The sequence below is a fragment of the Natronorubrum sediminis genome, from assembly GCF_900108095.1.
Classification (GTDB): domain Archaea; phylum Halobacteriota; class Halobacteria; order Halobacteriales; family Natrialbaceae; genus Natronorubrum; species Natronorubrum sediminis.
Genome location: NZ_FNWL01000001.1, coordinates 90,854 through 102,885, shown reverse-complemented (window position 1 = coordinate 102,885; position 12,032 = coordinate 90,854). Strand labels below are relative to the sequence as shown.

General features: G+C 61.7%; 14 protein-coding genes. 3 read left to right on the top strand and 11 right to left on the bottom strand.

Going from position 1 to position 12,032, the window contains the following annotated elements; all coding sequences use genetic code 11:
• Positions 1–53: 53 nt before the first annotated feature.
• Positions 54–311: an amphi-Trp domain-containing protein gene (locus tag BLW62_RS00500; RefSeq protein ID WP_090503448.1), complete on the top strand. Its 258-nt coding sequence runs from the start codon at positions 54–56 to the stop codon at positions 309–311.
• Positions 312–369: 58 nt separating this feature from the next.
• Here the strand turns inward: BLW62_RS00500 and BLW62_RS00495 are convergent, their stop codons facing one another.
• From BLW62_RS00495 to BLW62_RS00460, 9 genes are all read right to left on the bottom strand, one after another.
• Positions 370–1,461 carry an Mrp/NBP35 family ATP-binding protein gene (locus tag BLW62_RS00495; RefSeq protein WP_090503444.1) on the bottom strand — a complete coding sequence of 364 codons (1,092 nt, stop codon included), beginning with the start codon at positions 1,459–1,461 and terminating at the stop codon, positions 370–372.
• A 114-nt stretch (positions 1,462–1,575) separates the two neighbouring features.
• On the bottom strand, positions 1,576–1,860 hold the full coding sequence (locus tag BLW62_RS00490; protein ID WP_090503440.1) for a hypothetical protein: 285 nt from the start codon (positions 1,858–1,860) through the stop codon (positions 1,576–1,578).
• Between the two features lie 140 nt (positions 1,861–2,000).
• Positions 2,001–2,339 carry a hypothetical protein gene (locus BLW62_RS00485; protein WP_090503435.1) on the bottom strand — a complete coding sequence of 113 codons (339 nt, stop codon included), beginning with the start codon at positions 2,337–2,339 and terminating at the stop codon, positions 2,001–2,003.
• Positions 2,336–3,703, bottom strand: a complete 1,368-nt coding sequence (nrfD, locus tag BLW62_RS00480) for an NrfD/PsrC family molybdoenzyme membrane anchor subunit (protein WP_090503431.1) — start codon at positions 3,701–3,703, stop codon at positions 2,336–2,338. Before nrfD ends, BLW62_RS00485 begins: the two co-directional genes overlap by 4 nt.
• Positions 3,700–5,511 carry a 4Fe-4S ferredoxin N-terminal domain-containing protein gene (locus tag BLW62_RS00475; RefSeq protein WP_090503427.1) on the bottom strand — a complete coding sequence of 604 codons (1,812 nt, stop codon included), beginning with the start codon at positions 5,509–5,511 and terminating at the stop codon, positions 3,700–3,702. Before BLW62_RS00475 ends, nrfD begins: the two co-directional genes overlap by 4 nt.
• Positions 5,512–5,889: 378 nt before the next feature.
• Positions 5,890–6,564, bottom strand: a complete 675-nt coding sequence (locus BLW62_RS00470) for a helix-turn-helix domain-containing protein (protein ID WP_076577911.1) — start codon at positions 6,562–6,564, stop codon at positions 5,890–5,892.
• 97 nt (positions 6,565–6,661) lie between these two features.
• The gene (locus tag BLW62_RS00465; protein ID WP_090503423.1) at positions 6,662–7,576 is read right to left on the bottom strand and encodes an alpha/beta fold hydrolase; all 915 of its coding nucleotides are present in this window, start codon (positions 7,574–7,576) and stop codon (positions 6,662–6,664) included.
• Positions 7,577–7,620: 44 nt separating this feature from the next.
• Positions 7,621–7,746, bottom strand: a complete 126-nt coding sequence (locus BLW62_RS19075; protein ID WP_257787635.1) for a hypothetical protein — start codon at positions 7,744–7,746, stop codon at positions 7,621–7,623.
• A gap of 128 nt (positions 7,747–7,874) precedes the next feature.
• Positions 7,875–8,852 (bottom strand): transcription initiation factor IIB, encoded by a 978-nt coding sequence (locus tag BLW62_RS00460; RefSeq protein ID WP_090503419.1) that lies wholly within the window; start codon positions 8,850–8,852, stop codon positions 7,875–7,877.
• A 261-nt stretch (positions 8,853–9,113) separates the two neighbouring features.
• On the opposite strand from BLW62_RS00460, the gene gatC reads away from it, so the two are divergent.
• Complete coding sequence (gatC, locus tag BLW62_RS00455; RefSeq protein ID WP_076577905.1) at positions 9,114–9,389, top strand: Asp-tRNA(Asn)/Glu-tRNA(Gln) amidotransferase subunit GatC; 276 nt, start codon at positions 9,114–9,116, stop codon at positions 9,387–9,389.
• Positions 9,390–9,391: 2 nt separating this feature from the next.
• Positions 9,392–10,666: an Asp-tRNA(Asn)/Glu-tRNA(Gln) amidotransferase subunit GatA gene (gene gatA, locus BLW62_RS00450; RefSeq protein ID WP_090503415.1), complete on the top strand. Its 1,275-nt coding sequence runs from the start codon at positions 9,392–9,394 to the stop codon at positions 10,664–10,666.
• A gap of 122 nt (positions 10,667–10,788) precedes the next feature.
• Here the strand turns inward: gatA and BLW62_RS00445 are convergent, their stop codons facing one another.
• Both BLW62_RS00445 and BLW62_RS00440 read right to left on the bottom strand, forming a co-directional pair.
• On the bottom strand, positions 10,789–11,139 hold the full coding sequence (locus tag BLW62_RS00445; RefSeq protein WP_090506364.1) for a helix-turn-helix transcriptional regulator: 351 nt from the start codon (positions 11,137–11,139) through the stop codon (positions 10,789–10,791).
• A 72-nt stretch (positions 11,140–11,211) separates the two neighbouring features.
• Positions 11,212–12,009, bottom strand: a complete 798-nt coding sequence (locus tag BLW62_RS00440) for an NRDE family protein (protein WP_090506362.1) — start codon at positions 12,007–12,009, stop codon at positions 11,212–11,214.
• Positions 12,010–12,032: the final 23 nt, after the last annotated feature.

The following is a 12,032-nucleotide window of genomic DNA, read 5'->3' as shown; positions in this document are numbered from 1 at the left end:
GGCCTGCCGATTCGCAGCCAATCTATTTATGTTCACTCGGTGGCCGTTTGGCCATGGCAGAGAAAACCAACACGACGGAGGATGTCTCACGGGAACGAGCGGCCGACCTCGTTCAGGAACTCGCTCGAGAACTCCGACGTGATGGCACGGCCAACGTTCGCGTCGGAAACAAGACGCTGTCGCTCACACCGGCACCGGAACTCGAGTACAAGATCGAAGTCGAAGAGCGCTCGCCGATGCTCGGTGGACCGCGTGAAGAAGTAACGGTCACGCTCGAGTGGGAAGTCGACGAAGAACCATCAACCGAGTAGAACTCAACCGGGTAATTCGACGGCGCACGCGTCCTACTGTGGGGTGTAAGTCAGCCACTCAGTCTTTCGTTTCGGTCGGGAGCTGATTCGTCGGCCCCCCTTCGACGTTGTCGGCAACCGTCTGGCGATTCGTCGCGCCGATTTGATCTGCGACGTCGGCAACGAGGTTTTCGACCGTCTCCTGAACCTGACTCTCCTCGTCTTTCACGAGCGCACCCTGGCTTCCATCGGCACCGAAGTCCGGGTGGATCGGAATCTGGCCGAGCAACGGCACGTCGTACTTGTCGACGATCGTCTGTGCGCCGTCGGTACCGAAGAGTCCGTGCTGGTCGTCACACGACGGGCAGATGAACGAACTCATATTCTCGACGATGCCCAACACGGGCGTGTCGTGTTTCTTGAACATCTGAATCCCTTTCCGGGTGTCCTCGAGGGCCATCTCCTGTGGCGTCGTCACGACGACTGCACCCGTCACCGGCATCGACTGAAGGAGATTCAACGTCGCGTCGCCCGTTCCCGGCGGCAAGTCGACGATAAGATAATCGAGACGGCCCCACTCGACGCCCTCCAGGAACTTCAGCATGAACTTGTTGACCATCGGCCCGCGGAGGATCGCCGGATCGTCTTCGTCTTCCATCATCATCCCCATACTGATGACTCGGACGCCGTCCGATCGTGGCGGGACGATGTCCTCACTCGGCGTCACGCCGGGATCGCTCTCGGGCGGCAGAATCTTCGGAATGTTCGGGCCGTGAATGTCCGCGTCGAGCAACCCGACCATCGCCCCCCGTTTCTCGAGTCCGGCAGCGATGTTCGCGGCGACCGTCGTCTTGCCGACGCCACCCTTCCCCGAGGCGACGGCGATAACGTTCCGAACTCGTGGCAGCACTTGATCGTCGAACCCGTGTTCCTCGCCGACGTGTGCACGCAGGTCGGCCTCGAGTCCGGCCTCGTCACACACCTCTCGAATTCGATTGCCGAGTTCCATCTCGGAGGGGGCATACGGCGCGTTCATCGCCAACTCGATCCGGGCGGTTTCGTCCTCGATTTGGACGTCGTTGACCAATCCGTGCGAGACGATATCCCCGCCGAGGTCCGGGTCTTCGATCCCCTCGAGTTCGATCTGAAGTTCGTGTTCTGTAATACTCATAGTGCGTTAGGTTCGTTATCAGTGCATAAGGGGTCGGAATGGGATACGTGTGATGGTTCGAGGGTTCCCGGCAAACCGCTCGACGGGTGCGTGAAACGTCGATCGTTCGTCGCCTCAGATACTCGGCACACCACCGTAGAAGATGATCCCGATGAGTACCGTCATGACGAGCATCGAGACCCACATACTCGTTGCGATGCCGACGAGATACGTGACGCCGAGCAACCCGACTTTCGTGTCTCGAGGGGTACCCGTGAACCAGGCGATGATCATGACGTAAATCGGCAGTAAGACGACACCGAAAATGATGTACGTTCCCTCGTTTGGAAATCCGGTCCATCCCTCCGTCCCTTCGTAGCCGTGATAGAGTATCGTCGCGAGCGTGTCAACCAGCGTCATAATCTGGGTTTGCGCCCCGGTCGGGTCGTGGTTTCCCCTGGGTGTGCATGGATGTCATGGGTGGGCCGCGGCTCGCGAGGCAGCGCCGACTGAACGAGAACAAAAACGGTGAGAACCGATCAGCAGGTCGGCCTGTCCGGTTAGAACAGGAACCCGAAGATCGGGATGGAGTCGGTCGGGCCGTGGGAGCCAAGCGGTTCCGGGAGGCCGCCGAAGAACAAGACCCCGATGATCACGGTCAGGATGAACATCCCGATCCACATCTGTGCGGCGATGCCGATGAGGTAAGACACACCGAGCAGGCCCGTCTTCGTGTCTCGAGGTTCGCTGACGAACCACGAAATGACCATCACGTAGATGGGTACCAACACGACGCCGAAGATCAGGTAGGTCCCGATGTTCGGGAATCCGGTTACTCCTTCGGTACCACTGTAGCCGTGGTAGAGCGGTTCTGCGAGTGTGGCTGCGAGTGCGCTCATGCTTTCACCTCTGGTTCAGTTGCGGATTCGTCTGCTTCCTCGTGGCCGTGTCCGTGATCGCCACGCAGGTGTTCGACGGCGTGGAGTTCGACGACGGGGACGACCTTCGAGACGACGAGGAAGATCAGCGTGACCATCCCGATCGTGCCAAGCAGCGAGAGCCACTCGATCACACTCGGGAAGTACTCTCCGGGCGTGTTCGCGTAGATCTCGAACTCCGGGTGCAGGAAGCCTTCGACGACGAAGATTAGCTTCTCACCGAGCGTGCCCATGAGCACGGCAACGGAGGCGACGATCGCTCGAGCCTTCGTGAACAGCGACGGACGGATCGCCTGTGCGAAGATGAAGACGAGCGTCCCGAAGACGAGCGCCATCGATCCGATGTACATCCAGTGACCGATCGTCGCCTCTTGGGCGACTTCCGTGCTCACTGGTGCGGCGAAGAGACCGGTGACGTTCTGTTGGAGCTGGAGCCAGACGAACAGCAGGCAGAAGAAGCCCAGCCAGAGGAGCAGTCCGCGGAAGACGTCGTCGGTCATGATGTGGTTCCAATCGTACGCGCGTCGGAACGCGTACGCGACGATGATCACGCCGCTGATCGCCGAGGTCAGTGCGATCGTCAGGAACTGTGGTCCCTGGACGGCACCGAACCAGGCTGGCATGCCGGGCAACACTGCGAACAGCCACGGAATCACACCGCCGTGGAGCAGCAGTGGTGCCATGATGATGATCGCGAGTGCGAGCCACCAAACCATCCGCTCGACGACCTCGTCTTCGTCCTCGGTGTAGCCGAGGGTCAGGACGTTGTAGACCGGCGAGAGATAGCCTGGAAGATCGTCACGCAGCCGCGTGATGTCGTAGCGAAGCGTCAGTGCGAGGTAGGTCGCCGTCAACACGAAGTAGGCCGTGATGACGGTCACGTCCCACACCAGCGGCGAGTTGTTGACCGTGATGTGGTAGTGTCCGAGGACGCTCGTGACCATGCGGTCCGGGCGTCCCATGTGGACCAGAATGTAGAAGCCAGCCGCGGAGAGGCCGGCGATGGTCAGCAATTCGGCGAGGCGGGCGACCGGCATGTATCGATCCATGCCGAGCAGTCGGACCGCAGCGGAGAGGATGATCCCGCCGTGAGCGATCCCGACCCACCAGATGAACGCGCCGATGTACAGTCCCCAGGTCGCACCGCCGCCGGTCCCCCAGTCGGAGAGGCCGGTAACCGACATCCCGACGTAGAGCTGGTAGACCCAGGCGACGAGAAACGCACCGAGTGCCAGGGCACAGACACCGAAGAGGATGAAGAACTTCTTCGAGAAGTTGTCGATCGGGCGGAGGATGTCCGCTTCGGATGGCGTCTTCGTGCTCATAGGGACACCCCAGCGTCACCGACCGTCTCGTCGTCGAGGATTTCCTTGCGGTTGTCGACCAGATCGACGCGGTCGCCGTCTGCTCGCTGGTAAGAGACGTTCCCATAGTCGGATTGCTCCTCGGGATCCTCACTCTGTTCGGCGTTCGGTCCGGGTTCGTTACCCAGGTAGATGATGTTCGGGTTGGTCCCCATGTCCTCGAGCAAGCGGAAGCTCGAGGCAGGGGTGCCAGCGTACTGTTCGATGAGGCTCTGTGCAGCGCCTTCGTCTGGGCCATCGAACTCGTCTTCCGCTTCGTCCTCTTCTTCCTCGTCGGCTTCGTCTTCGTCCTCGTCTTCCTCGTCGGCTTCGTCTTCGTCCTCGTCTTCCTCGTCGGCTTCGTCTTCGTCCTCGTCTGCACCGTTTTCGTCGTCTTCCTCGTCGTCTTCTTCAGGTGCATCTGCGAGGTCGAGTTCCGAGAGGACCTCTTGGCTCTCGAGATCCAGTCCGTGGTCGGCAATGATCTCGAGCGCAGCGGCGACGAACTCCTCGTTCTGTGCGAGGTAGTCCTCGCCGCCACCGAGTTCGTCCTCGGCGGTGATCTCGAGTGCGAGCAAGAGTGCGAGGCCTTCCTCGTCGTCTTCTACGGCACCGAGACCCTGGAAGTCGTAGGCGTCGAGAACCGCGTCGAGGTCCTCGTCTTCGCCGTCGAGGGCGTCTTCGAGTTCCTCGAGTTCCTCCTCGACGTCGGCTTCGTCCGGAGCGAAGTCCGTGAGCGTCCGACCGCGACTCGGGTTGTCGGCGTAGATTTGTGGGTCGCTCGTCTCGTCGTTCATATTGCCGAAGTGGATGGCGTCCTGCGGACAGGTTTCCTCACAGGCTGTGGTGCCAACCATCTCGTCGCCCATACCGCCGTCCTGGCGGGTTGGGCACATCGTACACTTGCTCATCGTTCCGCGTGGAGCACGACTGTCGACCCACCGATCCTCGGAGGTCATGTGATCGGAATCCATGTCCTCGTGGTCCTCGGCGATTTCGTCCGTCGAGATGTCGGGTTCGTTCCACTGGAAGTAGTTGACGCCGTAGGGACACGCGACCTGACAGTATCGACAGCCGATACAGACGTCGTAGTCCGTCAGCACGAGGCCGTCGGAGTCACGGGTGTGTCGTGCCGTGGTCGGACAGACCTTCTCACAGGGTGCGTCGGTGCAGTGTTGACACGGACGGACGAGCAGGTTGTTGCTCGTGTCTGGGGTGCCCTCTGGTTCGTCGTACTCGAGGACGTACATCCAGTTGACACCCTGATCGAGGTTGTTCTCCTCGGCACAGGCAGACATACAAGAGAGACAGCCGTCACACTGCTCGAGGTCGATGGTCATTCCCATCTGGACGTCGTCGCCATCTCCGCCGGCGTCGTCGCCTTCCTGGGAGATACCTAGGCTGGGTTCGCTGTCGTCGACGGTGCCCCACGCACCGAGGCCGACGGCAGCGGCACCGACGCCCATCTTCTTCATGACGTCGCGGCGACCCTCCTCGCCGTCGTCGTCGAAAGCAGAGAGCATTCGGGCTACTCCGCCCTTCCCTTCTTCCTGAGCAGCCTCGTAGGCTTCCTCAGTCGGGCGGTCGTCGACGCCGAATTCGTCCATCACGTCGTCGTGATACATTTCGTGGAATTCGGCTTCAGACAGTTCGCCCTTGGTGACGCGCATTGCGTCCTGGGCCATTTGCATACCGAGATCGGAGTCGTACTCGGTATCGTCGAGCATTCCTTCGAGCTCAGTCTCCCACTCTTGTCCGAGCGGGTGGAAAGATTCGTCGTCCGTGCTCATTTCGGTAGCACACCTCTGGACGAGAATCCGCTCGTTGCGAAGTAATAACACGCCGACACGTAGTTGAATACGGTCATCTGTGGATCCTCTACTACCGGACTCACAACTAGATCAGGTTCAAATATAGACTCGATTTCCATCGGGTGAGAATGGACGCGAATATGTTCGTGCATTTATTAGTAGGGTAGGCCGTTTTCCCTGAATTGGCCAGCACATGTTCCATCATATCATGGACCATGGGAAGAACGAGACGCCCCGTCTATCGCCCGACAACTGCGTCGGAGTTTCTTATCGTCCAGCGTGGTAATCTGTGTCAACTCTCAAAACTACTCGTGAGGTGGACGTGATTCGAACGGACCCACGCGGTTGCTCGCCGATTCAGCGGGTGGCGAAGTGTTCTTCCAGTTCATCATCGGCATCACTCTGTGAAACGTCGTCGACGAACCGTTTGATGATCGAGCCTTCTGCCCGGTGGAGCGTTTCGCTACACGTCGACTTCGCGATACCCAGATGGGCTGCGAGCTCCGTCAAGGAACTCCGGCGTGGCGTATCGTAGTATCCCTCTTCGACGGCGGTGACGACGATCTCGAGTTGGCGCTCGGAGAGGAGTTGGCTCTCGTGGAGGCGCTCGTGGACCTCGTCGATTCGATAGTCGACCGGCGAGTACTCGAGTTGCTCGGCGAGTCCAGCGAGATGGTCTCGCGTTCCGGTCACCTCGATCGTCGTTTCACCGTCGACGATCTCGAGCGGGAACTCGAGGGGGAGTTCCGACCCTCCCGAGGAGAAGGGGGCGAGTGACTCAGCCGTCTCGACGTGAACGGTCGCCTCGTTGTCTCGACGCTGGAGGAGGGTAAACGCCGTAATCTGTGGATGCTCACGCACGTCCTCGAGTACCTGAGAACGGTTCGACTCGGTTATCCGGACGAGCGCGAACCCACTCTCGGCGTCGCCGAGTGCCGCAAGCACCTGAAAGGTCGCCTCCGGATACGCCGTCGAGAGCTGGCCTATCCAGTTGCGTTCTGGCATCGTAATCGTGAGTATCGCCTGAGCCATGCGAGCGTCTCTTCTCGATCGTAGCCTCGCTCCGTCCGAATAGACACTGGCTATTCCCACCCGTTGGGAACGGCCGACGACAAGATGGCGAACGGGCTCACCGGTCATCATCGAACCACTCGAGAAGATGCGTGTTCAAGCGCTCCGGGCGTTCGTGTTGTACCCAGTGACTCGTCTCCGGCCACAACTCGAGGCGACTCGTCTCACACCGGAGGTCCGCGTCGATCGCCAGTGCAGTCGTCAGCGCGACGTCGTCAGTTCCCCAGACGACGAGCGTCGGTGGCGAAACCGGTTCTCGATCCAGACCAGGGGGATACCGTAGCGCCGCCCGATACCAGTTCAGCATCGACGTGAGCGCGCCGGGTCGTCTCCAGGCCGACCGATAGCTTTCGAGTTCGTCGTCCGTGAACGTTCCAGTTGGCGCCATGGACGTGAGCGCTCGCTCGAGGATCGTGAAGTCTCTCGCGCGACAAACGAGTTCCGGGAGGGTCGGGAGTTGGAACCAGCCGGCGTACCAGCTTCGTCGAAGCTGTTCCGGGTTCGAGCGCAGGTGCTCTCTGAACACCGTCGGGTGGGGCGCGTTGACGATCGCGAGTCGATCGACCGCCGATGGAAACCGCTGGGCGAGATTCCACGCGACGACGCCGCCCCAGTCGTGGCCGACGACGAACGCGCTGTCGCGACCCTCGTTTTCGATCAACGCGCGGACGTCTCGAGTACATTCCTCGAGTCGATACGGACGCACGCCGTCGGGTTTCTCGCTCAGGTTGTACCCGCGCTGATCGGGAACGAGAACGCGAAATCCCGCTTCGACGAAGGCCTCGAGTTGGTGGCGCCACCCGTACCAGTACTCCGGAAAGCCGTGCAGTAAGACGACGAGTGGGCCCGTCTCTTCGCCAGCCACGACCACGTGCAACTGGACGTCGTTGACCGTTCGGACGGTCGATTCCGCGTCGATGGACGACCGGAGGGCCGTTCCCGTCTCGGAACGGAGAGACGAATTCGTCACCATAGCGCGACTCTAACACCAAAGCGCGTGATAGCTCCGTGGGGTCGTTACGTCCAGACGCGAAGACACTCGCTCGAGCAAAAGTGGAGGTCGATTTGCTCACCGGGGGAGTCCGTCACGTGCGTCCGAAGCGTGTACGCGACTGCTGTCGCCGAACAGTTGTCACAGCTCATAGCAGAGTTATTTGGACCGATGATATTCACTATGGAGTGACTATACGAGCGACGAGACGGATAAAAGTCGTACTAACAGCGGGAAATGTGATCTTGAAACGCGAGCGCCCCCGGGAGCCGCCACTCGATTACGCCGGCGTCGCCTCTTCGGCCTCGAGTAACTCGTGATACCGGTTGCGGATGGTTACTTCTGAGATGCTCGCGACTTCGCTGACGTCGTTTTGCGTAACCTTCTCGTTCGTCAAGAGTGCCGCGGCGTAGACGGCTGCGGCCGCGAGGCCGACAGGCGACTTGCCGCTGTGGATTCCCTGCTCTTTCGCCGTCGACAGGAGCCCGCGAGCGCGTCGTTCAGTCTCGTCAGAGAGCTCGAGGTCGCTCGCAAATCGGGGGACGTAGTGTTCGGGGTCCGCTGGTTCGATCTCGAGGCCGAGTTCTCTGGCGACGTAGCGATACGTTCGGGCGACCTCGTCTTTCTCGACGCGGCTGACGGCCGAAATTTCGTCGAGACTACGCGGGGTCCCCGCCTGTCGCGCTGCCGCGTACAGCGAGGCGGTGGCGACGCCCTCGATCGAGCGGCCAGGGAGTAAGTCCTCGTCGAGCGCGCGACGGTAGATGACGCTGGCCGTCTCGCGGACGTTCTTCGGGAGGCCGAGTGCGCTCGCCATGCGGTCGATTTCGCCCAGCGCCTGCTTGAGGTTGCGCTCCTTACTGTCGCGAGTCCGGAAGCGCTCGTTCCAGGTGCGCAGGCGCTGCATCTTCTGGCGCTGGCGACTCGAGAGCGAACGGCCGTAGGCGTCTTTGTCCTGCCAGCCGATGTTGGTCGAGAGGCCCTGGTCGTGCATCATGTTCGTCGTCGGCGCACCGACGCGGGACTTCTCGTCCTTCTCGGCGGCGTCGAACGCGCGCCACTCGGGGCCGCGGTCAATTTCACCTTCGTCGACGACGAGGCCACAGTCGCGACAGACGGTCTCGGCGTGTTCGGCGTCGGAGACGAGTCGGCCGTCACACTCCGGGCAGCGCTCTCGCGTCGAGGACTGTTCCTCGGAGTCCGTCGACTCGTGCTGGCGTCGCTCACCGCTCCGCGTTCGAATAGTGGAGTCAGTCATTGTATTGTCACATTTTCACGACGCTCACTGGAAAACGTGCTATCGTAGGGAAACCCAACGAATCCGCATCACTTAAATTCTTCGATAGTACGGTGAGATGAACTGGCGAGTGCAAGGTGGTGATAGCGAGTATTCCTAGAGAACACGCGTTCTACAGACGATCAGTCGGGCTCGAGTGATACACTCCTCGAGTGATACGAGGCGAGACTCGAGTGTGTGCGTATCGAAACGCTTACTCCCCGCTGGCTAGTGCGAGCAAGCATGAGCGACGCCGTCAGTCCCGAGGAAGTCCGCCACGTTGGCGAACTGGCTCGCGTCGACCTCGACGACGACGAGGTCGACCAGTTCACCCAACAGTTCGGTGACATCCTCGAGTACTTCGAGACGCTGGATACGGTGCCCGAGGTCGACCGAGAGGCCGACCTGACGAACGTGATGCGACCCGACGAGGAACGCGAATCACTCGATCACGAGGCGGCACTCGAGAACGCAACAGAGACCGAAGACGGCTACTTCAAAGGACCGAACGTCTCCTGATCATGTCCGAACACATTTTCATCACGAAAGAGACGATCCATGGCACAGACGACGGCCCACTCGCCGGCCAGACCGTTGCCGTCAAGGACAACATCTCGACCGAGGGCGTCCGAACGACCTGCGGGTCGACGATGCTCGAGGAGTACGTCCCGCCGTACGACGCGACGGTCGTCGAACGCGTGACGGACGCCGGCGCGACCATCATCGGGAAGGCGAACATGGACGAGTTCGGAATGGGATCGACGACGGAAACGTCCGCGTTCGGGTCGACGGACAATCCGGCCGCACCGGGACGCGTTCCCGGTGGTTCCTCCGGTGGTTCGGCCGCAGCCGTCGCCGCTGGTGAGGCCGACCTCGCACTCGGGTCGGACACCGGCGGCTCGATTCGCTGTCCCGCCGCCTTCTGTGGCGTCGTCGGCATCAAACCGACGTACGGGCTGGTCTCCCGGTACGGACTCGTCTCCTACGGCAATAGTTTGGAACAGATCGGCCCGTTCGCGAACACCGTCGAAGACGCCGCCTCCCTGCTCGACGTCATCGCCGGAAGCGACGAGCGAGATGCGACGACCCGCGATGCCGGCGACGACTCGAGGTACGCCGACGCTGCAACGGGCGACGTCGACGGTCTGTCGATCGGTGTTCCGACGGAACTGCTCGAGGGTGCCGACGACGGCGTCGTCGAGGCCTTCTGGGACGCGATTGCCGACCTCGAAGCGCAAGGAGCCGAGTACCACGAGGTCTCGCTCCCGTCGGTCGAACACGCCGTCGAGGCCTACTACGTGATTGCGATGTCGGAAGCCTCCTCGAACCTCGCCCGGTTCGACGGCGTCCGCTACGGCCACTCCGCGGACGCCGAGGGCAACTGGAACGACGTCTTCGCCGAGACTCGCAAGGAAGGCTTCGGCGACGAGGTCAAACGCCGCATCCTCCTCGGTACCTACGCCCTCTCGGCGGGCTACCACGACAAGTACTACAAGAAGGCACAGGACGCTCGAGCGTGGGTCAAACAGGACTTCGACGAGGCGCTCTCTGACGCCGACGTGCTGGCTTCGCCGACGATGCCGGTCACGCCGTTCGAGCAGGGCGAGAGCCTCGACGACCCGCTTCAGATGTACTTAGCCGACGCGAACACCGTTCCCGTCAACCTCGCCGACCTGCCCGCGATTTCGGTGCCAGCCGGCGAAAGCGACGACGACGGCCTCCCCGTCGGACTCCAGTTGGTCGGCCCCGCCTTCGGCGAGGAACGACTGATTCGAGCGGCGAGCGCGCTCGAGTAACGAACGCCATCGACTGTCTCGCAGCAACTTCTACGAGTCGGGATCTGTCGGTAGGAAGCGAGAGCGCCAGCTGCAGGGCTATCCGTCGATGGGAGTGCGTCAGAATCGAGAGCAGCAGGTGGTTACTCCTCGTAGGCGAGGTTCATGATCCACTGCGAGAACGCGTCACTGTTCGGGTCGACTTCCTCTTCGCCGATATACGGCGAGAGCATGTCGCCGGCCATCAACAGCGTGAAGTCGAGGTCTCGAGCGGTCGGCGTGATGTGGTAGGTGTTGTGTCCGTCGTAGACGGCGTCTTCGCGATCGACGAGTTCTTTCTCGACGAGCGACTCGACGATTCGACTACCCTTTCGCGAGGAGACGTCCAGTTCCTTCCAGAAGTCGCTCTGATGGATCCCACCACTCTGACGGACGAGTTCGAGCCCGGCGCGCTCGTCCTCGGAGAGTTCGGCTTCGATCGCAGAAACGCTCACGGTGACCACCTCTCCGTGCTCATCGCTCGGAACGGGAGTGCGTCCATGTACGTATGAGGTTGGTCGAGGCGCTTAAATGTGCCCTTCGACGCTGCAATCGTCACTGATGGCGCGCGTCTCAGCGAGACCCGGTGCCTCGAGGTCGACGGGTTCGTACGCCGTCTCACACGGCGGGCCTGGAGCGAACGCGTGTCGTGTCGGTGACGATCCGAGCGCGATCAGCGACGACGAGCGCGTTCCGTACCCGTTTTCGTGGAGGCAGACGCCGTAGTTGTGATCCGCGAGGACCCCTCCAGCGCGCTCGAGCCACTCCGCGGCCGTCTCTTCGGTGGGGTCCGAAAGGGCGTCGCGAACCGCGCGAGCGCTGTCGGCTTGCTGGCGGCCGGCGTCGACGCGATGGGGCGGAATGTCGACGTGATCGTCGATAGCGACGTTGACGACCACGTGGACGCCCGGATCGAACTCGAGTCGCGAGAGCGTCCCGTCCCACTCGTAGCAGTAGGCGTCCGTCGCGTCTGCAATGACGAGATAGAAGCCGTCGTACTCGGCGTCGGCCGTCGCGGCCTCGAGCACCTCGGCTGCTTCAACGGCAGATGCAGCCGACAGAACGTCCGCAACGAGCAGTCCCCGAGATCGCTCGCCGGCGAGGTCCGCGTCGGTCCACTTGTTCGTAATGCCCGCGAACACGCCGAACTCGTTGTACCCAATCCAAGTGCCGCCCGCTTCGACGTCTCGAGGTGCGACGATCGCCGGCTCGTCTCGGTAGCGTCCCGGCGGTTCGGACGGCCGGCCGACGGCCTCGTCACGATTCGCCGCGACCGTGACCGGTGCGTCGTCGAATACCTGCCACGCGAGTGTCAGTGTACACACGGCCGCTGGTTGGGCCGCCATCG